Below are 26,361 nucleotides of genomic sequence, written 5' to 3'. Positions count from 1 at the left end.
CTAAAATAGACTGGGCATTAGTTTGTTATCTTCGATTTTCTTGGGTTTGGACTTGGCTTTCGCCAACTTGGCGTAGGCTTCGCTCTCGGCCTTCCGTATGGCGTTCCGCCGTGCCTCGGCTTTTTCCTCCTCGGTCAGTTCGACGGTGTGATTGACCACTACCTTGCAACTGACGGGTTTGCCGATGTCGATGTCCTCCTCGTCGTAATAGTGGAGTGCCATAGAGTATATTTCCTCGTCGGCAAACCCGTTGCAACCGCTCTGCCGTACTTGGTTGATGATGAAAGTGCAGCAATCGTCAATGTTCTTTTTCGGGTTGGCGTATCGGGGTGCGAAAAGTTCGTCCTCCCGTGCCCGTGCGTCGAGATAGTTCTGTATCGTCAGTTTGAAATAATCTGTTCCTTGTGCCATGATTTTTTGGTATTGTGGGGCGGCGAGCCGCCCCGTGTTCAACATTTATTCGTCCTTTCCGAGAAGCCGTCGCACCTCGTCCTCTTTGGTCTTTTGGAAAATCCATCCCGCTCTCTTCTGCCCGTCATGCGTCAGCCGTGCGTTGAAGCGTCCCCCGAGTGCGTGAAGGGCGTCCTTGACGGGCTTGGTGTCCCCGAATACGGCTATCGCCTTCTCGGAATAGTCCACGATGATAAACCCGCCTTGCACGCTCGTTTCAGTGCGTTCCGCCCGTTTTTCGTCTTTCGGCTCGGGCAGACATATATTCTCCTCGTTTCCTGCGATATATGCCAGCCTGTCAATGTACCCTTCACGGGTGTAGTGGGCCAGTTTGCAGACACTCCACCCGTATTTCGGACTTTTGCCGAGCGTGAAAACGGGATAGCGGTGTTCGTTCTTGGGGTCGTATTCGGAGAGGTGCGCCGTTTGCGGGAAATTGGCCGCCGCCTTTCTCAACTCCCCGAAGCCGTTGCGGGAGGTGGCCGAAAAGCCGAGAATGACGGTACGCACGCTTCGGGTGGTCGAACACTCGTAAGAGGGGTCAGTGTATTCCGTTTCGTTGAGTTCGGCGATGATTACGCCCTGCACCCCTTCGGGCATGATGCGGCGTAACCTCTGCGCCCCTATTTCCGCTATGCGGTCATGCTCGGCTTTCTCTTTGGCGGCGGCGATGGCCTGCGCCGTGGCTTGCTCTTCCGCCTGCCCCACAAGCAAAGCCACCTCGAAAGCGTCCATGAACTCGGGGTTCACGTCGTCGTAGTACCTGCCGATACCGAATGTTTGCGAGAGGGGTCGCAGAATGTCCGTTTGGCTGATTTCCTTTGTTTCGGTATCGACCATGTGGTACACGTAGCCACGGGCGGTGTGTTCCACCTTGTAAACGACGTAACGCTTTCTGCTCGCACCCGCACCGATACCGATGATAACCTGGTTTTCCTTGACTACCTGCACCTGCGTGTCCGTGGTAGTCGCTCCGAATAATGAAATGTACTTTGTCATACCTGTAATAATTTAGAAGATGTGAGTGAATAGGAAATAGAAAAAGCCGATTAGAGCCACGAGAGAAACAAGGCAGGAGAAAATGCCCCGCAGGATGTCATAACAGAACGTGAAGCCCAAAACGACCCAAATAAAGTCGATACCCCACACGTGGAAGCCCAAAGCCACCGCCCCGACCTTTACCGCCAACCCGACCTTTGCCTTTATGCCAAGTGGAAGGTTGGAGGATTTCTGTTTCCATTTATTTTTCTCTTCGTTTCTCATAACCTTTGACTTTTTTTTTATGCCGTAGCGGAGCCGGTATGGATGGAATCTGTTTCGGTAGCATCAAAAGGTGTCGGGGATAGCTGCTGCAAGATTTTGTCGGAAAATACGCTCGCCCGCAGGGAAAGAGGAAGATTTTGCGGCAAACCGCCCCGCGGCCCGATCTTGCAGCAGCGTGAGCCCCGTAACTACCTTTGCTACTGACAACAGATTTCCATACCGCGCTCCGCGGCATGAAAAAAAGAGAGGAAAAGGTTATGGGAGAGAAACGGGGAGAAAACGATATGCCGTGAACGCTCGAGAAAGTCGGTTCACGGCTCACCCTGCATGGAATGATAAATCGCCCGCGAACATTTCCTTTCACGGGCGATTGGCGTATCGGAGCGTGCCGATCCCGTATCGGCGGAGGATCGTTTCCGCCGGACGTGGCGCCACTCGCTGCCACTTTGAAGACGGATACGTCCATATGCCACTGGCTGATAACAAGATACTGTCCATTTGTGTACTTTTGGGCATCCGGGAAACAAAAAATGAAACAGAACATGGAAATAATAAGTATGGACGTGAAGGCTTTCGACGCGCTGGCAGGGCACGTGGAAGCCATTGAAAGAAAAGCCGAGGCGTTATGCCGCAGGCAAGAGGACGTGAGTTTGAAAAAATGGCTGGACAACCAGGATGTCTGTGACGTGCTGGGTATATCGAAACGTACCCTGCAAACCTACCGGGAGAAAGGGTTGCTGCCTTTCAGCCGCATCCGTCACAAAATCTTCTACAAACCGGAAGATGTCGGGAAGCTGCTGCAATCGTCGCACTATCCTAATACCGCCGCGTTATGAGCCATTATTTCATCGACAAGCACGATCCGCGTGTGGCGGATCTCTTCCGGCGTTTGGAAAAGGCCGGCAAGGCACTGGATAAACTGGAATCCTCCGGAGGCCGGACACTCAAGGGAGAGCGGTTCGTCACCGACGAGGAATTGTCCCGGCTGCTGAAAATCAGCAGGCGTACATTGCAGGAATACCGCACGGCGCGAATCATTCCCTATTATTTGATTCAGGGCAAGGTACTATACATGGAATCCGAGATACAGAAACTCCTGGAAGATTCCCGGAAGAAATGTATCGGGGGACAGGAATGGGTATAAAAGAAGAACGGCCAAAACGTTGGCCGTTCTTCTTTTTCAATTCAATATCGTGTTCATGCCGGGGAGCTGCCAGACGACAGCGGTCGTCGTGGCCCTTCGGACAAACCACCGTCGGAAGGCTTCTGCATTCCCGGATTTTAAGCGGAAAGCCAGCGCGGCGATCATTTCGAGCGAATACAGCTCGACAATACCGCCGTCACGGTTGCGCTCCCGGCGGTAAACCCGCTCCTCACGGAGTATGCCGCTTTTGAGTATGGAGCGGATGTTGCTCCCCACGGCAGGAACGAAGACTCCGAACAGGTCGGCAATCTGGTGGCGCGTGAGCCATACACGGTTCTCCGGCGTGTGGATTTCCACCCGCCCGTTTTCAATGCTGATAGGTTCTCTTGTCGTCATAGTCATACAAATTTATCAATTTTTGTTATACTGTTCAACCGTTTACCGTTATAATATCTGCCGTTTCCGGTTCGTCCTCCTCGTAGAGATTTATTTTCCGGCCTTTGGTCTGTTCTTTCAGACGTTTCATGTCCTCGTCCACCTTGCGGTCGGTCACTTTGGCGTAAATCTGCGTGGTGGAAATGCTCTTGTGTCCCATCATGCGGCTGACAGTTTCGATAGGCACACCCAACGAGAGCGTGATATGTGTCCCGAAATTGTGCCTCGCCTTGTGAAAGGTCATGTCGAAGCCGTATGTCCGTCCCAGTTCTCTGGTGAGCTTGATGAGATACCCCCGGCAATAGAGGTTGAAAATCCTGTCGCTTTTACGCTCGTGGCGGTATTTCTCGATGATCTGCAACGGCACGTTCAGCAGGCGGATGGCCGAGGGCGTTTCGGTCTTCTGGCGCCGGATGTGTATCCAGTACGTTCCGTCGTCCGACTGCGTGATGTCTTTTTCGGACAAGCGTTTCAGGTCGGCGTAGGACAACCCCGTGAAGGTAGCGAAGAGAAACCAGTCCCGCACCCGCTGGAGGTTGGGTTTATCGACGGGAGTTTCCATCAGTTTTTTGAGGTCTTCGAGTTTCAAATGGCGGCTCTTGCGCTGGGGCAGTTCCGGGTGCAGCTTCCCGTAAGGGTCGCGCCGGAGTGTACCCTGACTGACAGCCCGCTTGGTCATTTTCTTCAACCGGTAAAGATGCTCGTGTACTGTCTTGGGTTTCATTTCACGATCTGTACGCAGGAATATTTCAAAATCATCGTAGAACTCCCGGTCAAGGCTCCGCAACGCTACATCCTCCTTTTCCTTCCTTTTTTTCACGAAGGAGGCTAAAATATTATAGGAGTTCTCGTAACTTTCATAGGTTTCTTCCTTGCGATCCACGCCGACACGCTTGCGGAACTCCTCGTTATGCTCGCGGAACAAGGCAAGGAGGGTGAACGGTTTCTGCCCGATTCCTTCCACGGCGTTTTTGACCAGCTCGGCCGTCACGAAACCGAGGCTTTTACGAATATGGCGGTAATGTCCGGTGATTTTTTCGGTCAGTTTCTCTATTGCCAGGTTTACCGTTCGGGCGTTCTCGCTTCGTCCGTTCGCCCTTTTGGTTTCCGGATTCCAGAGCGATGGATCGACAAACGCGTTGATATTGATCGGGGCCGACTTGGCATCGATGCTTACCTTGCATAACAATTTACATGTTCCGTCCTTGCGGACTTTCGTGCGGTTGATGTAGAACAGCAGGGAGAACGTGCTGCGACGTTTTATCTCTTTATTATTCGGTTCCATAATCGTTGTGAATTTGATTGTCAATGATAGATTAAATAGCTACGGAGAAGCGACCGGCAATCTTTTCCTCTAAAGACCGGGTATCCATGTCGATCTTGTCATCGGTCACTTTGGCGTAAATCTGCGTCGTGGAAATGCGGCTATGCCCCAGCATTTTACTGACGGTTTCAAGCGGGACACCATGCGAAAGCGTGATCTCGGTGGCGTAGGTATGGCGTGCTGTATGAAAGACGAGCTTCCGTTCAATTCCGCAAATGGCGGCAATACGTTTCAGCGTCCGGTTGAGTTCGTTGTTGCTGTACATCGGCAGCAGTTTTCCTTCCGGGGCCATATCCCGGTACTTGTCGAGGATGAGCAACGGTATGTCGAGCAACGGCACTTCATAGTCGATTTTCGTCTTCTTGCGGGCGGTCTTGATCCATACCTCACCGTCCTCGGCCACTTCCAGATCCTCCGTCGTCAGGCGGCACATGTCCCCGTAAGGGATACCCGTGTAGCAGGAGAAGAGGAACAGGTCGCGGATATGGTAGAGTTTCGGGTCGTGCAGGGGTGTGGTCATCAGCCGTTGTAACTCCACGGCGGTAAGGTATTTCTGTTCCCGCTCGGGATGTTCGGCTTCATAACCCGCGAACGGGTCGGCAGTGATAATCCCTTCCGCGATGGCTTCCCCGACAATCGTGTTCAACCGTGTGACAAGCAACACGATAGTTCCCAGGGCAAAGCGGCGCTCCGTGCGTAGGTAGAGGTCATAGTTGTCGATGAATGAACGGTTCAGGGCCGTGAAAGGAACATCCGACAACTTGTATTTCTCCTGGATGAAAGCGGCCACACAGTTACAAGCATAGCGGTAAGATTGCGCTGTTCCCTTTTCCCGGTTCACGCCGACACGTTTCTCGAAATGTTCGATGAACGTCCGGAAATAACCCAACAGGGTTTCCTGCCCGAAAGCCGTCCCCAACAACAGATTCCTTATTTCTTCAGCCGTTACATTCTCACGGGTGGCTGACAGTTCGTCATAAATGGCAATGGCTGAAGCTCGCAAATCGTCCAGTTGCCGGTTGATTTCCCGCGCGGCGTTACTTTTACCCGTGGCACGTCCGGATGCCCACAGTGCAGCGGGTACGGACATTTTCGCACTAAAAGCTGCTTCTGAAAATTTGCCGACAACAAGTTTCGCCATGACCGGGCAATGTCCCTCGTCATTCATTTCGCTCTTTTTGAGGTAGAACGTAACCGTTACATCCGTCTGTTTCATAACTCTATTTTTTATGTTGCAAAATTACTTGATATAGAGTTATTTACAGTTATGAAAATTATAGCGGAACAAAGAATAAAACCCCGGATGCCGGTAACATAACCTGTATTTCCATGAAAAACGGAAAAAAACGGTTATCTTTACGGGCAAAATATAGGGTTCTTTGCATGGTGAACGGTAAAACCGCAGGTGGTTAAGCGTTATTTTGCCGGATTATCCGGGGCTAAAAAAGGCAACGGATAAGTAGCAAATCTTTCTCTTAACCTTTCATTATCCTGCATTTTAGCGATTTGGAAAGGTATAGAAGAATTTGGCTTAACTCTCCTCAATACCAAACACTTACTTTATTTATCCAAATTTTGCCGTTTTTTTGCGAGTTCTTCGTATATTTGTAGTCTTTTTCGTTTCTTCTTTATAATTACCATTGTTTGCTTCTGTCAAAAGAAAGTGTTCTTTCAAAGAAGAATTTCTGATATGGGTGAAGGTAGAAGGTGTTTATTGGAATCACCGACTGCATGTAGGCAGAGCAGCATTTCGGAAGTACCTTTCTGCAATTCTAAAATAGAGATAATTGAACTATAACTAAAAAAAGAATATTATGAAACTGAAGTGGTTGATTATATTTTTGCTTTTATCGGCAACAACAGTCTTCTCAAAGACAAGAAAGACCGTATTTATAATTATAGATGGTGTGCCGGCAGATATGATTGAACGGCTGAACACTCCGTCTATCGATGCAATAGCTTCTGAAGGAGCTTACTCACGGGCGTATACCGGAGGCGAAATCGGCGGATATTCACAAACACCCACCATTTCAGCTATAGGATATACAAACCTGCTGACGGCCACATGGTTGAATAAACATAATGTGGACGGTAACTCCAATTTAAAGCCGAATTATAATTATTGGACCGTTTTTCGTATTGCCAAGGAACAGAAAACAGATTATAAAACAGCCATATATTCAAGCTGGACAGACAACCGTACGGTGCTGTTGGGAGAAGGAAAGGAAGAAACCGGACACTTGAAGATAGATTATGTGTGTGACGGGTTTGATCTGGACACGGCGCGTTTTCCTCATAAAGAAAAGGAACTGCATATATTCGATATAGATGAGCATGTAAGCAAAGAGGCGGCCCGGGGCATACGTGAGGATGCTCCTGATTTAAGTTGGGTGTATCTGTGGTATACCGATGACGCAGGCCATATAGAGGGAAATGGTGCTTTTTTTGATGAATATACTAAAAAAGCAGACTTGCAGATAGGACGTATCTGGGAAGCCGTTCAATACAGAGAAAAGCATTTTGATGAAGAATGGATGGTGGTGGTCACTACAGATCATGGCAGGGCAGAAAACGGATACGGGCATGGAGGACAGTCTGAAAGAGAAAGAACTACGTGGATTGCCACTAACCGGAAGGTAAACAAGCATTTCAATGAAAACACGCTTTCCATTACTGATATAACACCTTCCATCTGTCGTTTTATGGGATTTGAGGTGTCGCAGGACGTTTTGTGGGAACAGGACGGAATGCCGTTTATTGGTTCTGTTGACATCTCACAAATGAAAACATCACCGTATGACGATGATATTGTTGTGTCTTGGAAATGTCTGAATACAAAGGCACAGGCAAATATTTATGTAGCGACGGACAACCAATACAGGAATGGCAAGAAAGATGAATGGATAAAGATAGCAACTGTTCCGGCCAGACAGGAGCGGTATAGAATAAAAAGCGGGCAGTTGCCTGACTCCAAGTTCTATAAAATAGTGGTACAGACAGAAAATAATCATCTGAATCGCTGGATCAATAAATAATGTCCTTTGACATTCAAGTGTTATGGCATGAGCGCGATACAACACATTTATTGTTGTGTTGTATCGCGTTCAGATAAATATTTTAATTCAATAGAACTCATGTCATTTCATGATGCGGACACTCCGCATGTTTGTTCCGACATGATTGCCGCCCACCGGTTCAGACTGTCGATAGCATATGATACGCGACCTTCCGGATACGGCACGCACAGTATATTTCTTATAAATAAAAAGCCCGGCCACCGCTATTGATTATGACGGGGTGGCTGGGCTATTATTTGTGTGCCGGTTGCATGTAATGCTTACGCCGGATGTGTGTTGTCACTTCTTTCTTGCAGCAGGTTTCTTTGTTGCCGGTTTGGCTGTCTTCGCACTTTCGCTGCCTTCTTTGGTGCTGTCGGCTGCAGGTTCAGTCTTTTCTATTCCCACGAGCTCTACGGTGAAGATAAGTGTAGAGTAAGGCTGTATCTTTCCGGCCTGGCGTGCGCCGTAGCCCAGTTCCTGCGGTATGTAGAGCTCCCATTTGCTGCCAACAGGCATCATTGTGAGCGCTTCGGTCCATCCCTTTATCACCTGATCGGCGCGGAATGTAGTTGTATCGGGGTTGCGCTTGTATGAGCTGTCGAACTCTGTACCGTCGATGAGTTTACCTTCATATTTCACCTTCACTTTGTCGGTGGCCTTCGGAGTCTCGCCTGTACCTGCAGTTATGACTTTATATTGCAGTCCGCTCGCTGTGGTCTTCACGCCTTCCTTGGTGGCGTTGGTGGCAAGCCACTGCTCGTTCTCGCTCTTGTAGGCTTCCTCCTTGCGCTTCATCTCTGTCTCGCTTATCTCTGTAAACTTGACAGCGGCAGACTTCACGTCCATGACTGTTGTGTCGTTTGTCACTCCGGCGATGAATGCGGTGTTGAATATTTCTGGGTTTATTGTGTACTGTGTGCCCTCAAACTGTTTTGTGGCAGAGGGAAGTATGCGCTCTTCCACCATGCGTGCTATCTGCATGCCGGCACTGCGTGCTGCGAACTTCGGGTCCTTGGCAGAGGCCACTGCCTCCTTGTAGCCCTGGACGAAATCCTGGATGTAGGCTGTGTCGACGCCGTATTGCTGCTGTATGTAGCTTACCAGGCCACGTGTGGCAGCCATACCGGCCGCATAGCTGAGAGAGTCGGCCGGTGATACAAGCTTTACCAGTTCGGCCTTCACCTCTGTATTGTCTTTCTTCTTTTTCTTCTTCTTGTCAGGAGTTGCTCCGTAGGCTGCTGTCGCCATCATTATCACGGCGAGCAATAAAATCTTTTTCATTTTCTTCTGAGATGTTTATGTTCTGGTCAGAGGTTGTATGTTGTAAAAGGGCGGACTCTTTTTTGATAAAAAGAAGTGCCGCCCCGTTTTCTTATAGTATTCTCTGACGTTTGTCGTTTTTATTTCTTAGGATCTACTTCGAGAAGCTCGATCTTGAATATCAAAGCAGAGAAAGGCTTGATCTGTCCCTGCTCGCGGTCGCCGTAAGCGAGGTCCTGTGGAATGTAAACTTCCCATACAGAGCCGGCCGGCATGCGTACGAGAGCTTCTGTCCAACCCTTGATCACCTGGTTTGCACGCATTGTTACAGGGTTCTTTCTCTTGTAAGAGCTGTCGAATACAGTACCGTCGATGAGCTTGCCTTCGTAGTTCACCTTAACGAGTGATGTGTCCTTAGGCAGTGCTCCGTTGCCTTCCTTTATCACTTTGTACTGCAGTCCTGACGGCAGAGTCTTCACTCCGGCCTTCTTCTTGTTGGCCTCGAGCCACTTGTCACCGGCTTTCTTGTTGTCGCTATACTGCTCGGCTACTGCCTTTGTTCTGATTTCGATCATCTTGATCTGTGCAACCTGCTGAGCCTGCTCTGCTGTCATGAGACCCTTCTTGCCTGTAGCACCTGTGATGAATCCTGCGAGGAGGTTCTTCATAGAGATGCTCTTTGTAGAGTCATTGCCGAACAGTTCGCGGTTGATACCCTTGACCATTCTGTTTGAAATCTGCTGACCGATGTTTATACCTGCGTAGTATGCAGCTTTCTTCTTGTCGTCGCCGGCGTTGGCACCGTCTTTCAGACCTTTGACGAAAGCGTCCATGTAGGTTGTGTCTATTTCCATCTGTGCGAGATATTCCTTCAGTCCCTGTGACTGGGCGATACCCATCGCATAGCTCATTGTGTCCACATCGCTCTTGAGATTCGGTTTTGATGCGGAGTCACCGCATGATGTCATGAAGCCTGCGGCTGTGATAGCCATTGCGGCTACGATTGTAAGTTTTTTCATTTTCTTGTTTTTCGTTATTTTGTTTTCTTTGTTCTTTTCTTTGTTATCAGATAACCTCGATGAGCTCTACATCGAACACGAGAGCTGCGAACGGAGGAATTGATGCGCCTGCACCGTGCTCGCCGTAACCGAGGTTGTAAGGTATGAAGAATCTGTATTTTGCACCCTCCTGCATGAGCTGCAGTCCTTCGGTCCATCCTGCGATGACACCGTTGAGCGGGAATGTGGCAGGTTCGCCGCGCTGTATGGAGCTGTCGAAGAGTGTTCCGTCGATGAGCATGCCCTCGTAGTGACACTTCACCTTGTCGGTAGCCTTCGGCTTGCGTCCGTTACCTTCTTTTATTATCTGATATTGCAGTCCGCTGGGCAGAGTCACCACGCCTTCTTTCTTGGCGTTCTCAGCCAGATATTTCTCGCCTTTTTCCTTTGTGTCCTTGAACTTTTCGGCTGCTGCTGCGCGCTGTTTTGCTTCCTGTTTCTCGAAGAAATCCTTTACGAGTGTCTGTGCTTCAGCGTCGCCTACTGCCGGTTCGTTGCCGGAGAGGATGTCTTTAATAGCCTTTGCGAAATCGTCTATGTCCAGATTGTCCGCGCCCATCTGTGACAATTGGCGGCCTATGCCGAGGCCCAGGGCGTAACTTACTTTATCCATAAAATATCAGAATGTTGTTGTTATAATATTATTTACCTTTCAAGTGCGCAAAGTTACATATTTTATCTGACAGCCTTGTCATAATTCTGTGAAAAATACTAATTTTGTAGATAATTAGTTGCCGGAGCTTGTCTTTTGATTATCATGCAGTTTGCGGCTGACGCGTATGTCCGGCAGCATGCGTGCGGAGGCTTGGAGACGGCTGCGGCATCTGCGTTTTGTGATAAAATATTACTATTATGAAAAAGGTGGTGTTTCTTACAGGAGCCGGAATGTCTGTGGAAAGTGGATTCAAGACATTCCGTGGCAGCGACGGGCTGTGGGAGAATTATCCCGTTGACCAGGTGGCGTCGCACGAAGGTTGGGAGGCTGATCCGGAGCTAGTCACAAATTTCTACAATATGCTGCGCAGGAAACTTTATACGGCGCAACCTAATGAGGGTCATAAGCTCATCCACGAACTGGAGAAAGATTATGATGTGACTGTCATAACGCAGAATGTGGACAATCTGCACGAGCGTGCAGGATCGTCGAAGGTGATACATCTGCACGGCGAACTCACCAAGGTGTGCTCCAGCCGCAATCCCGACGATCCGCGTTGGCAGGTGGAGCTCGGACCGGACAACTGCGAGGTGAAGCCCGGAACGCTTGCCGGCGACGGCTCATTGCTGCGTCCGTTCATTGTGTTCTTCGGCGAGGCGGTGCCCATGATATCGGTTGCTGCCGAGTGTGCTTCCGAAGCCGATGTATTTGTCATCGTGGGCACGTCGCTCAATGTTTATCCAGCCGCCGGACTGGTGCAGTATGTACGTCCCGGAGTTCCTGTTTATATAATCGACCCCGAACCTGTTATGGCTTCCGGTCGTCGCGCTGTCACCCACATAGCCAAGGGTGCGAGCGAAGGCATGAAGGAACTGTGCGCTCTGCTCGGAACTGAATAACGGAAGAGTGGCTGTCCGTTTTTATTCGAACAGCCACTCGCGCCTATATCCTTTGCCCGGCTTCTCACAGCGGAGATACATGTCGGACATGTTTATCGTAATCTTTCCGAAATGGTTTATTATGTTCAGACCGATGCATCCGTCTTCGGTCTGTCCGTTGCCGCCCACTGTAGAACTGTCGTATGAAAGCTGCTTGCCGGTGTGCAGGTCGATGCCTGTCTGCACGGCTACAGAGTCCATTTCGACTGCCGTGCCGCCCATCTTCAGGCGTATGGACGGCAGGATGTAGCTGTGCTGCATCTCCACTCCGCCCACTCCTGCCATGCGCAGCGAGTCGGCCTTTCCCTTAGCTTTCACTTCATCCTCGTGCGCCATATACCAGCGGCTGTTCATCCACGTGTAGTAATCGCCCGTGTCAAGATGCATGAAAAGCGGTTTTCCCTCTTCGTCTTCTATCCTTACGGTCATGTTGCGTGAGTCCTTCATCATCATGTTCGGACCGTCCGCGGGTTGCGGTGTCGGCTTTTCGGGTACGGTGATGACACGTTTCTCGCAGTCTATCTGCAGTTCCTTCATGGCGTTGAGCATCGGTACACCTATTGTGAGCGGCCATCCACGCTCCAGCACTTTGTCGGCCTCGCTGTTGCCAGTCCTTATATCTACAACCACAAACGGCACATTTGCCCACGCCATGTCGCGTCCAATGCGCAGCGTGTCGGCAATGGCTATGTGCCCTGTCTGCATGCCCATCCCCATCACGCTCATGCCAGCGTCTATGTAGCGCAGTCCCAGCCGCTCCGCTTCTTCGGGCGAAACGACGTTCACTCCCGCTCCGGTGTCTATGGCTACGGCTGTGGGCTGTTCGTTCACGTTGCCGTTCACCGTCAGAAATCCGCCTCTGCGATAGCCGTGCAGTCGCCCGTCTATGTAGAACGAAGTGCTGTATGTGCCCGGCTTGTGCAGTTGCCGGCACAGCGGAGCCTCGGTGGCGTAGGCGCGATACATGTCGGCTTCGGCTGTCAGAGCTTTCAGTGACGAAGTGTCGGCTGCCTGATGCTGCACGGCGATGGTTCTTATCTGCGTCGTCATGTCGTCCATAAATGCTGCTGCGTCGGCGTATCTGCCGGCGTAGGCAAGGTCGCGGCCCATAAGAAAAGCCATGCTCAGCGAACTCTCTGTGCCCAGTTCTGCCTGGTTCTCCTGTAGCAGCGAGTCGATATAGAGGCATGCTTCCGAGGGGCGGTTGAAGTAGTGGGCCGTCAGAGCTGACGCCAGTCGCCGCATGAAAGGCGAGAGCTGCGAGGCATCAGGCGTGCGCATCATCTGTTCAAGCTCGAAATATCTTGAACCGTTTATCAGCTCTCCCGCACGCCGGTCGGCGTCCTGCGCTGCTGCGGCGCAGGACGTACACATTATTATATATAGCAGTATTAATTTTTTTCTCATCCTTTATATCACGTTTTTTCCTGTTGCCACATACAGTATGTGGCTGCGGTTAGGGCGTAAGGCCGTTCATTCCCACACCATGTCGAACTGGTCGCACTCGCCAGTGCGGTGTGCCAGATGTTTGGTTGCCGGCGATATTCCGAACAGCGGCGAGTATGTTCTCACCTTTATTGTCTTTCCGTCGGGCATGAACTCCAGTATGCGTAGCCATCCGTCGCCGCCGTTGCCTTCCCATCCCCCGCCGAGAGCCTGCACGTTGAACATCATCTGATGAACGTGTTTTCCAGCAGAATTCTTGTCCTTGCGGTAGGCCACGTTGTCCTCAAACTCGCCCGGCTTGCCCGTATGTCCGCACATCACCAGTCCGATGTTCTTACACGGGAATACCAGTTTGTCCCATACGTCCTGTCCGTAGTTGCGCGGATTTATCCTGTAGTCTTCGTTCTCGGTGCGCTCGGCAGTGCGTTCCCACAGGAAGGAGTGGAGCAGTAGCATTATCTTATGGTCTTTGTACTTGTTGTCGGCAAGGTCTTTTGCCCATGTCAGCACCTCGTCTCTCGGTGCCCATTCCACTGCTATGACGAGCATCTTGCCCCATGCCTTGTCCTCAAATTCGTATGCCGCGTTCTCGAGCGACACTTTTCCTTCGCGGTTGGGGAAGGCGCTCACCACACATTCCGCCCATTTGCTGTTGCGCTCGAAGGGGAAATACTCCGGAAAATGAGTGAATCCCTCGTCGCCTCTCACGTATCCGTATTCGTGGTTTCCCGTCGAGATGATGTACGGCACTTTGTTGTCCAGACGTTTCATGCAGTGCGATGCCCATTCCCACATCTGCCGGCTGGTCTGGTTGAGCATGGCTCTGTTCCTTACGATGTTCTCGTTCTGCTCTACCATATCGCCCGTGCAGAGCACCGCCTTTATCCTGAGGCTGTCGATGTTGTCGGCACACCATGCCGTGGTGAGTTCGAATATAGGCTGGTTGATGTCGTATTTCACGTAGCCCTGCGGATCGCCGAGCAGAATCATAGAGAACGAATTGGGGTCGGTCAGATGTTGTTGGTCGGCCCTGTCCTGCGCTGTCGCAGTAAGAGAGCACAGCATTGTCGCTGTTGCAATGATTAGGTTTTTCGTATTCATGACATGATGGTTTTATGGTTTGTTCTGAGATGTATGACACAAATATAATAATTATGGAAATAAATGCAAAGTAAAGACGGAGCTAAAACAAGTCGCTTTTTGTGTTTTTAACGCTTGTTTTCTCTATGTATTTTTATGTTGTCAGTGACATGGAGCTCCGTCTTTTTCAATGAATTACATCTTTATTATGCCGCAGTCGTGGCGGTTGCGTCCGTCGCTTCTGTAGCTCACGTGCAGCCAGTATATGCCGCTCTTCGCCTTGTTCTCGAACAGCAGCTGGTCGAAGGGCAGGTTGTCGCGTATGTACTCATACATCTTCATTCCTCCGTCCTTTCCCGACACGTTGATGTCGGCAGCCTCGCCGTGCAGGTGTTGCGAGCTGTCGGCGCCTCCCACTTTTCTGTTCAGTTCCTCGCAGCGGTAGCCGCTGGTTATCCTTATCACTCCGAAGCGTCGCCGCAGAGGCTCGAGCACGTTGGTGCAGAGCTCCCTCAGGCGTTCCACATGTTCCTCTTTCGGAGTGTTGTCGATGTTGTGTCTTACGGCAGTACCCGACCTCACGAACTCCTCGAGCGTGAAGTGCGGACTGAGATTCTGGTTAAGATCGATTGTGTTCATGTTGTTTTTTGTGTGTTTTTTCTGATAAATGATTATTAAGAAGTCTGTGTTTTTCCATGTGTGAGAAAGTTTCTCATTGCGCGTGTCCTATCTCCTCGGCCGTCGGATCGGCCACTCCCGCCACGAAGTGCAGCCAGCAGAAGCGTTCCAGATACGCCAGCTGCTTCACTCCCTTGCGCGCCATTGCCTTTGCCGCCACCTTGTACGGGTTTGCAGGCATTTGCATGCCCAGCTGCGTGCATATCGTTCTTGCAAGTTCGGACATGAGTGCCGGACTTCCGTCGGTGTGTCTCACGACACATCCTCTGTATGCGATGTAAGTCAGTTCCATAAGATCCTTCTGCGTGCCTGTCCAGCGGATGTGTCCCTTTTCGCTTTCGTTCATCAGTCTTACGAATGCGTCTTCCATCATTTTCCGGCCTTCGTCCCGTTGTTCCCGGGTCAGTTCGCCCTGTCCTCCGCTTACGTAGTGGGCGGAAATGTTTGGTTTGTAAGTCTTCATATTCATACCTTATTTAATATATCAGGCAGTCAGTCATTTTTGCTGCCCGTTTTTTCTTATCATCATTTTTACTGCGGCAAAAGTAATATATAGCGTGGAAGTAACTTTTCCAATTCCGTAACTCCGCGTTAATTTAGGCTAAAACGCCTTGGTTCTACCCTGTATTTGTACTGCCAGAGTCGCTTCTGCGCCATGTGGAGAAGGCCGAAAGACGGCTTTATGGAAATCCGGTGGAGACATGTTTCATACACGAAGCATCGCGTAATGAAGAAAAACCTCCGGACAAAGCGGAGCTGTATGAATAGCGGCAGCGCATTTCCCGCATGACGATAAATCCGCGTCGCCACAACCAATAAATCCCGTGTGCAAGAAGGACGCATGTTACCGGTGCATCTTCTCTGCTGTCGTGTCGGCTTTTTCAGGGAAAACTCAGGCGACGTACTTACAGATTTTCTTGACTTTTTTTTGACAAAATAAAATCGCGAAAGAGGTGTATAGAAATGTTAAATGTAGTGTTATAAAGCCCGTTTACATCCGAAGCGTCTTATCGCATACCCTGTTGTGGAGTGCCGGCAACTTCATACTGCACTCCGATAATGCCCATATCAGCCTCCGGTTTTGTCTGTTTCATGGTGTGATATTGCGTGTTTCAGCCCCTGATATGGACCATATCACGTGCCGAAACGGTGCATTTCGTCTGACGAAAAAATCGCTTCTGAATGTAAGTTCTTGATATACAGGGTCTTGAGAATAACTCTTATTTTTCGCGTATTTACGTCCGAAGGAGAGTCAGCGCGCAAATTCTCGCTTATTTTTCGGGGTAGAACAGAAAACTCGGACGAAAAAACCGCACGATGCTGAAAATCTGTAACTGCCCCCGATTGCTTTCCTTTCTGCCTGCAACAACAGCGACGATACACTATTTATGCTACTGTTTTCTTGTTGCAACAAATCCTCGCGGAATTTCCACGTAGCCTGTAATACGTCCTTGCTTCAAAATCACGGAAAGCAGTTATGCGCAGTGTGCGTAAATATGTTTTCTTTGTTCCCGACAAGGTATGCCGGCCGCAATGCTGCATGTCGCAGCTTCCGGCATGTCCTTATCGCATCTGCTGATATTGCATCAACCAACAATACAAAAAACATAAACGCTATGAAAAAGTTCAGATCATTGTTTCCCATGACGGCTGTAGGAGCATTGGCCGTCATGATGTTTGCTTCGTGTGCCGACGACGGCGACGCTGTGCCCGGCCCCGACCCTGTTCCTCCTGTGGAAGATGCGGTGGAACTGGCGGCTGTGGGAGCGCAGCAGACCATCGCCATACCTGTTGACGAGCCGTGGGAAGCCACCTCGTCGGCCGACTGGCTGCAGCTTTCGCAGATGGGCGGCAAGGGAGGCGAGAGCGTGCAGATAGTGGCAGCGCGCAACCTTACGGGTGTGGCCCGCACCGGATACATACGTTTCGGCAGTGCCATGCGCAGCCGTGCCCATGCCCGTGCGGCGGCCGACTCGTCGCAGATAGTGGTTCATCAGCCGGCCGGCGAGGCCGATGAGGCTCCAGGCGTTGTGCTCACGGCGGCGCGCTATGAGAATGGCGGCATATACGTCGACATATACAACGGCCGCGAATCCACCAGCACCATGCAGCAGCTCGCCTCGGAGAGCGCGGCCTTTCCGTTCACCGATCCCAATGCATCGACGCCTTCCAAAGAACCGATTATCTATATAAAGAAAGGTCAGACCTACACAGCCAACCCGTATGTGGTGCTCAATGCCGACGGAGTGGCCGAAGGCAAGTTCTCCATCGCCGGCGAAGCGTCGGTCAACACCCTGCGTGTGAAGCAGAACATAGTGTTCCACGACCTTGACGACCTCGCCAACGAAGGCTCCGCCAACATCCATTTCACCGACGGCAGTACAATATATTACGGTGGCGGAATAATAGAACGTACAACGCTCGGCAACGTGAGCACCACGCCGTGCTACGAGTTCCGTTCGTACAACACGGCCACGGGGGAGGAGAAAACCTACGCCGACATACCCGAAGACGGTGCCGGCGCCATGTGGGACGGCATGCCGCTGATAGTCGGCCCGAGCGGCATCTACTCTCTCTCCGGCGGAAAATGGCATACGGCTGCATTGCGTTCGGCCACGCCTCTCGCCGCTTCTGTCGAGGGCAACAGCCTGTATGTGGTGACGGCAGACAATATAGAGACCTACGCTCTGGCCTACGACGGCAACGGCAACATGACAGCCACGGCCGAAGGCACCACTGTCCACGGACAGTATTTCGCCGAACCTACTGTCACTTCCGACGGCAACGGCACAACATGGCTGCTCGACGACCTTTTCCACCGTGCCCATGCTCTGAGCGGAGGCACGCTCCGCACCACCGACTGCACACCAACCGACTCGCTGAGCAACGAGTTCTCGTTCATCGGTGTTGTGGGAAATCAGATATACGCCATGGACGGCGGCGCCGTGACCCGCTACGCGGCAGGCATTGGTTCGCCCGAACCGCTGCGCATGCTCGGAGCGTTCGAGTGGTATGGCGCGGTGGAGTGTGTTGACGGACGGCTCTACAACTTCGGCGGACTGACACAGTATCGCGGCACCTACACGGCCTCGCAAGCCCTCCGCCGCTTCAGTCCGGCCGACTATGTTCCGGTGTCTGTCGTCATACTCCCCGACTGACGGGACGGTGCTTGGCGCGGTGTTGCAGAATGGTCCGCGCAAGCCTTTCCGCCCGTCTTTACACTATGGAAAAACAAAAGAGCCTTTCCTGTTGTGCAGGAAAGGCTCTCTCATGCTGTGTAACGGCCCGTTTCAGCCTGTGAAACGGACTCTCTCGCATGCTCAGACGGGCTGTCTTGCAGCCTCCGCCTGTCAGCGTATCACGCGGTAATAATCTTCTTTTCTCGGTTTCGGTTCCTTCGGCTCGCCGTCGGCATAACCCAGCGACAGTGCGCCGATGCCCATAAGACCGTCGGGCAGTCCCCATTGCTTCATCAGCTGCCGGCCTTCTTCGGTGGCAAACATCTGGTGTTCGCGGTTTATCCAGCATGAAGCCAGTCCCACGGCGTGTGCGGCGAGCATCATGTTCTCGAGCACGCAGCTTCCGTCCTGAAACGCGTTGGCGTAGTCGGCCGGTGCGAACACCAGCACTATTGTCGGTGCGCCGTAGTACGGGTCGGACGTCACGCCCATCACCTCGGCATTCATTCTTGTGAGCACAGCGCGCTGTTCGGCGTTCTGCACAGCCACGATGAAGGGTGCCTGAGAGCCGTGTCCGGTCGGTGCGTAGGTGCCTGCCTTGAGCACTTCTTCGAGCAGTTGGTCGTCCACCTGTTCGGCTTTGTATCTGCGGCAGCTGCGCCGTGTGCGGATGAGATTGAGAAATTCGTTTTCCATATCGTTTCTTTTTTAGAGTGTTTTGTTGTCGTTGTTTCGGTCGGCGTGCGCTGCCGGTCACCGCTGCGGGCACATCACATCGTGCGGCATCAGTCCGTCGGTGAAGCGGTCTATCGTTCCGTCGGCCATCATCTGTTCCGTCGTGCCCTCCGTGAACGAGTCCTCGTCCATGAGCCACAGCCTGTCTGCCGTGCGCAGTGCCATCTCTATGTCGTGTGTTGAGAGCAGTATGGTCTTGCCTTCCTCGTGTGCCAGCCGGCCGAGCAGTTGCATAAGTCGTGCCTTCGACGGATAGTCCAGAAAGGCGGTGGGCTCGTCGAGCAGCATCAGCGGCGCTTCCTGTGCGAGCGCCTTGGCCACCATCACCTTCTGCCGTTGTCCGTCGCTTAGGGTGCTCACGGTTCTGTGGGCCAGATGCGAGGTGTCTGTCAGACTCAGCGCACGCTGTACGGCGCGCAGGTCGCTGCCTTTGAGCGAGCCCCAGAAACCGGTGTAGGGTGTGCGTCCCAGCGCCACGAGTTGTGCCACGTCCATGTTTATGGCGTCCGGAGCAGCCGTCAGCACTATGCTCACCCGCCGTGCCATGTCCTTCTGCGAGAGTGTTGCGCTGTCGTCGCCGCCTATGAATATCTTTCCTCTGAGCATCGGCTGCAGTGAGGCCACGGTGCGCAGCAAGGTAGATTTTCCCGTTCCGTTGCGCCCGATGAGGCATGTCAGCTGTCCCTCAGGCAGTGTGGCGTCAATTCCTTCTGCCACTATGCGCTGCCCGTGCCTGCCCGTGCGGTAGCCTATGCACAGACTCTCGAGCCTCACGTATGGTTGCTGTTTCATGTCCTCCGGCGGCATCTGGTGAGTTTTATTTTATTTCTATCGACATCGGGTCGTAGGTGTCCTCAGCCGAATTCTTCTTTGAGTTGTGTATGAACTTATAGAACTTTATTCTGTCGCGCACCTCTGTGGGGTGTCCGAGCGAGCGCATGCGCTGCTGGAATATGTAGTCCTTGTGGCGTGCTATGAATGCCTCGCTGTCCTTTTCGGGTATGAGCAGTATGCCGCTCGACGGTTTCTTCACCCGTCCGAGGCTGTCGGGAGCCGGATTTTCGAATGCCTGTATGCGTCCGCCCAGATAGAAGTCGGCTCCGAACATCTGCATGCCCGGTTTTGAGATATACGAGTAGAGTTTCTGTTTCGGGAACACCTTGTTCACCACATCCGTCATCTGGCGCAGCGACACCACGTTGAGCATCGTAGGAAGGCACACTCCGTCGAGAGCGATATATACGGAGAAAATCACGCAGAGCGTTCCGAGGGTGAGCGTGCGGACGTTGTGGCGCAGGCGTCTTATGAACAGCACGGCCACCACAAGTATTCCTATTATGCCCGGAATAACCATCAGTGTCGTCTCAGTTGTGTCGGGTGTGATGTCGTAGAGCGATTTTATCATTGACAGACGCGCGTTGGCCTTGCGCTCGCCGAAGAATATTCCGGAGAACACTCCCGATTGCAACACCTGGAAAGCCACGCTGAACAGTATGCCTGCAAGCGCCGTGAAGGCAGCGAATGCGGCCACCGTGCGACTCTTGTGACGGCGTGAGAGCCATGCTATGTAGAGCGCCGTGAACATCGAAAGGAACACGTGGCAGCACAGAAGGCTTATGTCGTGATGACCCGTGGGCAGCCATGAGAGCACCAGAAGCGTGAGCGTTGCGGTGAAGGTGAATGCTGTAAGCGGCGACGCCGTGCGCATATACTGCATCAGTGCGCGGAATGTCGGTTCTATGCCGGCGCTCCGCCACGGACGTGCGAAGAGTGTGAACACGATGAATATGAGCCAAGGTGCGAAACCGGTGGCTGCGTATGCCAGATTGCCTACAAAGTTATGGTCGAACAGGTTTTGCGTGGTTATGCCTTTGAGCGAACCGTAGTGGTAGGCCATGAACAGTTCGCCGAAACGTCCTCCTGTCTGCATGAATGCTGCGGTGTACCACAGTGCCGGCACAACAAGTGCGATGACAGTGCACAGCACCAGTCTTGCAGTCGTGCCTTTTCCGCTTTCGTCGCGTACAAGAAGATAGACATACATTACAATCGGCGGCAGCAACATCATGAGCGGACCTGTGGTCAGTCCTGTCAGAGCCATGCAGAGCGTGGCTGCAAGGGGCAGACGGCACGCGCCGTTCTCATGCCAGCGGTAGAGCAGCAACAGCGCTCCTGTGGCGAAGGCCGCTCCCATTATGTCGGGATTGCATGCCATTGCCTCGCGGTGCAGTCCGTAGGCGGTGAGCATTACGAACGGAGCGAGCATGGCGCGCAGTGTTGTTGTGCGTTTACGCATGAAGGCAAAGACCACTGCGCACATCACTATGAGCGACAGGGCTGCGGGCAGTCGCGAACTGAATTCGCTCACGTGGCCCCATGGCAGCGACACCAGCGCCACGCACAGATGATAGAGTGGCGGACAAGCCGTCAGGTCGCCACCCGATGTGAAGGGCAGTATGAAGTTTCCGTCTTTCAGTATTGATACGGCCACCATGGCCTCCCGGGGCTCGTCCATGCTGAAAAAGTCGTTTTGCCAGAGAAACGGTAACAGCGTTGCCAAACCTATGACAACGATTGCGATGAGGGGAATGTTTTTCCCAAATGTTTTCATAATATATCTCAGTTTTCCTTTTTTGGTTGTTCGGTACGCTTCGTCCTCAGTGTTCATGAGAACATAAGACGGCATAATGAAATCTTGTTTTCACATTGCCGGGCATTTTTTATGTCATGCAAAGATACTGCAAAAGAAGGAGCGCAGCAAATTTTGAAGTTTCAAAATGCTGCGCTCCCGATTGTATAAAAATTATTACAGACTGAGTTTCAAGCCCGCCGCTACAGTAGCTCGCGGCATTGTGAAACCCTTATTTATCTCGTATTTCTGTGCGAGAAGGTTCTCGCCTCTTACATACAGATTTATAGCCTTGCCCACGCGCAGGCTTGCCGTGAGGTGCCAGAGGGCGGCGTGCGAGGTGTCATTGGTCGATTCGCTGGTGAGCAGACCGGCGAAATACATCAGGCCGGTGTTCAGTGTGAGCCGGTTCAGAGTGTATGTCGCTCCGGCGTACAGCTTGTGTTCGGGTGCGCCGGTGATGTGTGCGCTCGTGTGCAGATAGCTGTAGTTGGCGTTGATGGTAAGGTTTTGCGATGCGCGCAGCGCCATTTCAGCCTCCACACCGCTGTTCTCCGTCTTGCCGGTGTTCACGTTCAGCGGACGTCCGTCGGTGAAGACGGTTGTTATAAGATTGTCGGCCTTGAGGTAGAACACGTTTATGCCGGCCTTCAGTCTGCCGTCCATGAACCGCTGCGACCACGACAGTTCGTAGTTGGTCATGCTTTCCGCTTCCAGGTCGGGATTCTTCGGATTGAACATATACATGTCTTTTATGGTCGGGTTGCGGAATCCGCGGCTCACCATTGCCCTTATCTCGGCGTCCGGTGAGAGCCGGAACGACAGACCGCCCTGCGGTACGAGCTGTGTGCCCGAGCGCGAATGATGGTCCACACGCAGTCCTGCGTCGGCCGTGAGCCACGACGTTATGTCCTGTCTGAAGTCCACGTAGCCGGCGAATTCGTCCTGCGTCTTGTCGGCTATCACCGTCTCGGCGCCTCCCTCAATGGCTCTGTTCCATGCCTTTCCGCCGAAGTGCTGGTAGTCGAACCCCACCGTTGTATGGTTGCCTCCGAAGAGTTCCACACTCTGATAGAGCGACACTCCCGCCATGACGTCGTCGTGCAGATAGAGCGATGTGCGCGGACTCTCGTCGGCTGTGTGGCCGTCGTTTATGTTGTGATGGCCCCAGTTGTAATACACCCGCAGTGCTCCCGATGTGTGGTCGTAGTCGTTCACCAGCGCCAGGGCAGCTGTTCCGCGTGTTATCTTCATGTCGTTGTCTATCAGCGGAGCCGACACCGGTCCGGGGTTCGAGCTTTTGAAGTAAGTCACATTGGCCTCGCCGCTCGCCTTCCAATTGTCGCTGAACGCCCATACGGGCCGGATGAATCCGGCGAACTGCTCAAACTGCGAGTTGGGACGGTGGCCGTTGGTGCGGCTGTAGGACAGTGCGGCGGCGTTGGAGAAACGTCCCGCCTTCACCTCGTTGCCCACTTCGCCGTGCAGCGAACCGTACGATCCGCCCTCGAACGATATGTCTGTCCTCACGCCGTCGGCCTTTGCCTGTCGCGTAACGATGTTCATCACGCCGCCCATGGCGTTCGATCCGTAGAGCAGTGAGGCCGGTCCGCGCAGCACTTCCACGCGTTCCGCCGTCATGGTGAGACACGCGTCGGGTATGGGATGGCCGTAGAGGCCTGCATACTGCGGCTGTCCGTCCACGAGAACAAGCATCGATGCTCCGCTGCCTATGCCGCGCAGCTTTATCGAACCTGCTGCTCCTGTGGACACTCCGTAGCCCATCACTCCGCGACTCGTCACGAACAGTCCCGGCACAAGCTCGTTGACTGTGGGCAATACCGACTCGCGGAAGTCGGCCGTGAGCTGTTTGCGGTTGACGGTTGATATTGTCATGGGCAGATGACGCACGTCCGTGGTGGAGCGTGTTCCCGTCACCACCACCTCGGCTATGTTCTGTCTGACGGAGTCATTGTACTGTGTTGTACCGGCAAGGGCCGCCGCCGATGCCATGAGGGCTGTGCAGATTGCTGTCAGTCTCATAGCTTCTGCTTTAATCTGTCAACAAACTGGTCTATCTCATGCAGTCGTGCCGGAATGTCGATGCGTTGCGGGCAGTGCGGAATACATTGTCCGCAGCCTATGCAGTGGTTGGCCTGACGCTCCTCGTCCACGGCGCGGTTCTGTCCGATGATGAACTCGCGGCGGTAGCGTGCGTAGTTCGGGTCGCGCTTGTCTTCGGGCAGACGCTCCTCGCTCTTCACGAGATTGTAGTGGAGCAGAACGCCCGGAATGTCCACACCGTAGGGACACGGCATGCAGTACTTGCAGTCGTTGCACGGTATGAGCATGAACGTCAGTATCTTCTTGGCCACCTGCTCGAGGAAGTCCTCCTCTTCCTCCTTCAGCGGAACGAGCGGACTGTACGTGAGCAGATTATCCTTCAGATGTTCCATATAGGTCATTCCGCTCAGCACTGTGAGCACGCGCGGCTTGCTGGCAGCATATCTGAACGCCCACGACGCCACCGTCTTCTCCGGCGCACGCTGCTTTATCTCCACGGCAATCGGCTCAGGTACGTTGGACAGACGGCCGCCGAGCAGCGGCTCCATCACCATAACGGGAATCTTGCGCTTGTCGAGTTCGTTGTAGAGATACTCGGCATTGGTGTTGCTGTCGTTGATGTCCTTGGCGTGTTTCCAGTCAAGATAGTTGAGCTCAATCATCACAAAGTCCCACTTATATTTGTCGTGGTTGGCCAGAAGATAGTCATACACGCTTATGTCGCCGTGGTAAGAGAACCCCAGATGGCGTATGCGTCCCTTCTCGCGCTGCTCGAGCAGCCAGTCGAGAATGCCGTTGTAGATGAATCTCTGGCGGAATTCCTCCATGCCGCTGCCGCCGATCATGTGGAGCAGATAATAGTCGATGTAGTCCACCTGCAGCTCCTTGAGCGAGTTTTCGAACATTGCTATCGACTTCTCGCGTGTCTGGTTCTCGGCCGCGAAGTTCGACATCTTTGTTGCCACGAGGTAAGAGCTGCGCGGATGACGGCTCAGGGCGATGCCCGTGGCGCGCTCCGACATGCCCTGACAGTACATGGGCGACGTGTCGAAATAGTTCACACCGTGTTCTATGGCGTAGTCTACGAGGCGGTTCACCTGTTCCTGATCGATGGGCGAATCGGCGTTCTCGCGTGCCGAACCGCGCTCTTCCGACGGCAGACGCATCATGCCGTAGGCCAGTATCGAAACCTTCTGGCCCGTCTTCGGGTCGGTGCGGTAGGTCATCTTTCCCTTCGGCGGCTCCACCTGATTCTTGTAGTCGTCTTCTGTCGAGAGGTCCTTCTCCTTGCATCCCGTCATTGCTGCCGTTGCCGCGGCGGCCGTTCCGCCCATGAGTTTGAGGAAACCTCTTCGTGATATTTTGTCTTTTATGTTTGTCATATATGTTTCTTTATTGTGTGTTGGCAATGCTTTTTATGAATGGTGCGTGGCCGGTCATCTTCTGCGGTGCACCTCGTGGCCTTCCACGTATATGGCCGGGAACGGGCGCGATGGGCAGAGGTTCTCGCACGCTCCGCATCCGATGCACATCTCCTCGTTGACAACGGGAATCATCAGGCGTGCCTTCTTCTCGTCCTTCTCCTCGCCTTCCTGTGCCTCGGGATGGAGAGGCACCATGGTGATGGCGCCCACCGGACAGTGGCGTGCGCAGTTGCCGCATGAGTGTCCTTCGGCTACAGGCACACAGTTCTTTCTTATCCACACTGCGTGACCGAAGTGGATGGCTGTCTTCTCGGCACTTGTGGTGAGCTTGATGGCACCCGTCGGACACACCTCAGAGCAGCGTGTGCACTCCGGACGGCAGTAGCCGCGCTCGTACGACATTTCGGGCTGCATGAAGGTGTCGAGCTTTGTGGATGGGCGCAGCACGTCGTTCGGACACTCGGCCACGCACAGCTGGCACGCAGTACAGTGCTGAGCCATGTGGCGTGCCGACAAAGATCCCGGCGGAGTGATGCGTGTCTGGCGCTCGGGGCTTACCTTTTTCTCTATCTTTGCCAGTCCGCCGTCGAGCTTCACCTTCTCCTCGGCTATGGCGGCCGATGCAGCTGCTGTCACCGCTCCGAAGAGGAAGGCACGCTTCGAGGTGTCAACCTTTGCGCTGCCTTCAGCCTTTGCCGCCTTGGCAACGGCCGGTTTGGGCTTGTGTGCGGTGTAGCTCAGCGCGTCGAACTTGCATTTGCCCACGCAGTCGCCGCACACCACGCAGCGGCTGTAGTCCACCTTGTGATTCTTTATGTCGATGCATGCCGACTTGCAGTTGCGTTCGCAGAGGCGGCAGCTGGTGCATTTGCTCTCGTCGATGCGTATCTTCAGCCACGAGAAACGTGATAAAAAGCCGAGCACCGTGCCCACAGGACAGATGGTGTTGCAGTAGGTACGGCCCCCGCGCCACGCCAGAACGGCAATGACAACGAACGACACCGCAGCCACGGCAAACGTAGCCCACGAGCGCACCCACACGTCGCGCTCATAGAAAGCGTAGCTGTCGAAGTGTTCGGCAGCCATGGCCAGCAGGTTGTTCACACCTATATATACAGGCTGCATGAGGTTGGCGGCCATGCGTCCGTAGCTGCTGTAGGGGGCTATGAGCGCCGCCAGCGGCACCAGTCCTGCCACGAGCGTCACCACCATGAAGGCAAGCATGGCGTAGCGCAGCCACTTCTTCTCAGGCGAATAGCTGTATTTGTTGCGGCGTCCGCGGCGTCCCAGGCGCGCGATGATGTCCTGCATGATGCCCAGAGGGCAGATGACGGAGCAGTAGATGCGTCCGAAGATGAGCGTGAGCACGATGAGTGCCAGCACCACCAGTACGTTTACGGCGAGCAGCGCCGGCAGAAACTGTATCTTGGCCGTCCATCCGAGCCAGAAGCGCAGCGTGCCCGTGAAGTCGAGAAACAGCAGCGTGATGAGCACATAGAACACCGCTGCGAGTATTATTCTTGTCTTTCTCAGCATCTTT

Annotated in this window: 24 protein-coding genes; 5 read left to right on the top strand and 19 right to left on the bottom strand. The window is 53.1% G+C overall.

Translation table 11 applies throughout. From position 1 onward, the window contains the following. The 3 genes from WKT13_RS00845 to WKT13_RS00835 are packed head-to-tail and all read right to left on the bottom strand — an operon-like array spanning position 1 to position 1,713. The gene (locus WKT13_RS00845) at positions 1 to 411 is read right to left on the bottom strand and encodes a PcfK-like family protein (RefSeq protein ID WP_009132163.1); all 411 of its coding nucleotides are present in this window, start codon (positions 409 to 411) and stop codon (positions 1 to 3) included. A 45-nt stretch (positions 412 to 456) separates the two neighbouring features. Next, positions 457 to 1,449: a hypothetical protein gene (locus WKT13_RS00840; RefSeq protein WP_016212899.1), complete on the bottom strand. Its 993-nt coding sequence runs from the start codon at positions 1,447 to 1,449 to the stop codon at positions 457 to 459. 12 nt (positions 1,450 to 1,461) lie between these two features. After that, the gene (locus tag WKT13_RS00835) at positions 1,462 to 1,713 is read right to left on the bottom strand and encodes a hypothetical protein (RefSeq protein WP_004319132.1); all 252 of its coding nucleotides are present in this window, start codon (positions 1,711 to 1,713) and stop codon (positions 1,462 to 1,464) included. Between the two features lie 542 nt (positions 1,714 to 2,255). Here WKT13_RS00835 and WKT13_RS00830 point away from each other — a divergent pair. Beyond that, positions 2,256 to 2,549 (top strand): helix-turn-helix domain-containing protein, encoded by a 294-nt coding sequence (locus WKT13_RS00830; protein WP_004319131.1) that lies wholly within the window; start codon positions 2,256 to 2,258, stop codon positions 2,547 to 2,549. Next, positions 2,546 to 2,857, top strand: a complete 312-nt coding sequence (locus WKT13_RS00825) for a helix-turn-helix domain-containing protein (RefSeq protein WP_007662685.1) — start codon at positions 2,546 to 2,548, stop codon at positions 2,855 to 2,857. Before WKT13_RS00830 ends, WKT13_RS00825 begins: the two co-directional genes overlap by 4 nt. A gap of 36 nt (positions 2,858 to 2,893) precedes the next feature. Here WKT13_RS00825 and WKT13_RS00820 read toward each other — a convergent pair whose 3' ends face one another. From WKT13_RS00820 to WKT13_RS00810, 3 genes are read right to left on the bottom strand one after another with little or no spacing between them, the layout of a single operon-like run. Then, positions 2,894 to 3,259 carry a hypothetical protein gene (locus WKT13_RS00820; RefSeq protein ID WP_061436657.1) on the bottom strand — a complete coding sequence of 122 codons (366 nt, stop codon included), beginning with the start codon at positions 3,257 to 3,259 and terminating at the stop codon, positions 2,894 to 2,896. Between the two features lie 28 nt (positions 3,260 to 3,287). Beyond that, positions 3,288 to 4,577, bottom strand: a complete 1,290-nt coding sequence (locus WKT13_RS00815; protein WP_009132164.1) for a site-specific integrase — start codon at positions 4,575 to 4,577, stop codon at positions 3,288 to 3,290. A gap of 31 nt (positions 4,578 to 4,608) precedes the next feature. Beyond that, the gene (locus tag WKT13_RS00810; protein ID WP_340322450.1) at positions 4,609 to 5,832 is read right to left on the bottom strand and encodes a site-specific integrase; all 1,224 of its coding nucleotides are present in this window, start codon (positions 5,830 to 5,832) and stop codon (positions 4,609 to 4,611) included. Between the two features lie 598 nt (positions 5,833 to 6,430). Here WKT13_RS00810 and WKT13_RS00805 point away from each other — a divergent pair. Continuing rightward, a complete protein-coding gene (locus WKT13_RS00805; RefSeq protein ID WP_340322449.1) occupies positions 6,431 to 7,651 on the top strand; it encodes an alkaline phosphatase family protein in 1,221 nt (406 codons plus the stop codon). Positions 7,652 to 7,972: 321 nt separating this feature from the next. On the opposite strand, the gene WKT13_RS00800 is transcribed toward WKT13_RS00805, so the two are convergent. The 3 genes from WKT13_RS00800 to WKT13_RS00790 all read right to left on the bottom strand — a co-directional run bounded on the left by WKT13_RS00800 (position 7,973) and on the right by WKT13_RS00790 (position 10,606). Continuing rightward, a complete protein-coding gene (locus tag WKT13_RS00800) occupies positions 7,973 to 8,956 on the bottom strand; it encodes an FKBP-type peptidyl-prolyl cis-trans isomerase (protein ID WP_340322448.1) in 984 nt (327 codons plus the stop codon). A 119-nt stretch (positions 8,957 to 9,075) separates the two neighbouring features. Further along, positions 9,076 to 9,954 carry an FKBP-type peptidyl-prolyl cis-trans isomerase gene (locus tag WKT13_RS00795; RefSeq protein ID WP_298620116.1) on the bottom strand — a complete coding sequence of 293 codons (879 nt, stop codon included), beginning with the start codon at positions 9,952 to 9,954 and terminating at the stop codon, positions 9,076 to 9,078. A 46-nt stretch (positions 9,955 to 10,000) separates the two neighbouring features. Then, positions 10,001 to 10,606 carry an FKBP-type peptidyl-prolyl cis-trans isomerase gene (locus WKT13_RS00790; RefSeq protein ID WP_298620118.1) on the bottom strand — a complete coding sequence of 202 codons (606 nt, stop codon included), beginning with the start codon at positions 10,604 to 10,606 and terminating at the stop codon, positions 10,001 to 10,003. 239 nt (positions 10,607 to 10,845) lie between these two features. Between WKT13_RS00790 and WKT13_RS00785 the strand changes: the two genes are divergently transcribed. Continuing rightward, positions 10,846 to 11,547 (top strand): SIR2 family NAD-dependent protein deacylase, encoded by a 702-nt coding sequence (locus tag WKT13_RS00785; RefSeq protein ID WP_340322447.1) that lies wholly within the window; start codon positions 10,846 to 10,848, stop codon positions 11,545 to 11,547. Between the two features lie 21 nt (positions 11,548 to 11,568). Here WKT13_RS00785 and WKT13_RS00780 read toward each other — a convergent pair whose 3' ends face one another. From WKT13_RS00780 to WKT13_RS00765, 4 genes are all read right to left on the bottom strand, one after another. Further along, positions 11,569 to 12,993, bottom strand: a complete 1,425-nt coding sequence (locus tag WKT13_RS00780; RefSeq protein ID WP_340322446.1) for a retropepsin-like aspartic protease — start codon at positions 12,991 to 12,993, stop codon at positions 11,569 to 11,571. A gap of 66 nt (positions 12,994 to 13,059) precedes the next feature. Continuing rightward, entirely contained in the window at positions 13,060 to 14,133 is a 1,074-nt protein-coding gene (locus WKT13_RS00775; RefSeq protein ID WP_340322445.1) for a metallophosphoesterase, read from the bottom strand. A gap of 174 nt (positions 14,134 to 14,307) precedes the next feature. Further along, positions 14,308 to 14,751 (bottom strand): D-Ala-D-Ala carboxypeptidase family metallohydrolase, encoded by a 444-nt coding sequence (locus tag WKT13_RS00770; RefSeq protein ID WP_340322444.1) that lies wholly within the window; start codon positions 14,749 to 14,751, stop codon positions 14,308 to 14,310. Positions 14,752 to 14,824: 73 nt separating this feature from the next. Continuing rightward, positions 14,825 to 15,253, bottom strand: coding sequence for a hypothetical protein (locus tag WKT13_RS00765; protein ID WP_340322443.1), 429 nt, complete (start codon positions 15,251 to 15,253; stop codon positions 14,825 to 14,827). Between the two features lie 1,153 nt (positions 15,254 to 16,406). Here WKT13_RS00765 and WKT13_RS00760 point away from each other — a divergent pair. Continuing rightward, a complete protein-coding gene (locus tag WKT13_RS00760) occupies positions 16,407 to 17,948 on the top strand; it encodes a BACON domain-containing protein (RefSeq protein ID WP_340322442.1) in 1,542 nt (513 codons plus the stop codon). A gap of 192 nt (positions 17,949 to 18,140) precedes the next feature. Here the strand turns inward: WKT13_RS00760 and WKT13_RS00755 are convergent, their stop codons facing one another. The 6 genes from WKT13_RS00755 to WKT13_RS00730 form a co-directional block, all read right to left on the bottom strand. Next, positions 18,141 to 18,665, bottom strand: a complete 525-nt coding sequence (locus tag WKT13_RS00755) for a nitroreductase (RefSeq protein ID WP_340322441.1) — start codon at positions 18,663 to 18,665, stop codon at positions 18,141 to 18,143. A 57-nt stretch (positions 18,666 to 18,722) separates the two neighbouring features. Continuing rightward, positions 18,723 to 19,511, bottom strand: a complete 789-nt coding sequence (locus WKT13_RS00750) for an ABC transporter ATP-binding protein (RefSeq protein WP_340322440.1) — start codon at positions 19,509 to 19,511, stop codon at positions 18,723 to 18,725. A gap of 10 nt (positions 19,512 to 19,521) precedes the next feature. Further along, positions 19,522 to 21,315, bottom strand: coding sequence for an ArnT family glycosyltransferase (locus WKT13_RS00745; protein ID WP_340322439.1), 1,794 nt, complete (start codon positions 21,313 to 21,315; stop codon positions 19,522 to 19,524). 195 nt (positions 21,316 to 21,510) lie between these two features. Next, positions 21,511 to 23,376: a TonB-dependent receptor gene (locus WKT13_RS00740; RefSeq protein ID WP_340322438.1), complete on the bottom strand. Its 1,866-nt coding sequence runs from the start codon at positions 23,374 to 23,376 to the stop codon at positions 21,511 to 21,513. Then, on the bottom strand, positions 23,373 to 24,779 hold the full coding sequence (locus WKT13_RS00735; RefSeq protein ID WP_340322437.1) for an aldo/keto reductase: 1,407 nt from the start codon (positions 24,777 to 24,779) through the stop codon (positions 23,373 to 23,375). Before WKT13_RS00735 ends, WKT13_RS00740 begins: the two co-directional genes overlap by 4 nt. Positions 24,780 to 24,833: 54 nt before the next feature. Continuing rightward, positions 24,834 to 26,357: a 4Fe-4S binding protein gene (locus WKT13_RS00730; RefSeq protein WP_340322436.1), complete on the bottom strand. Its 1,524-nt coding sequence runs from the start codon at positions 26,355 to 26,357 to the stop codon at positions 24,834 to 24,836. Positions 26,358 to 26,361: the final 4 nt, after the last annotated feature.

Source organism: Prevotella sp. HCN-7019, assembly GCF_037890215.1.
Taxonomy (GTDB): Bacteria; Bacteroidota; Bacteroidia; order Bacteroidales; family Bacteroidaceae; genus Prevotella.
This window is presented reverse-complemented; position numbering and strand designations above follow the sequence as displayed.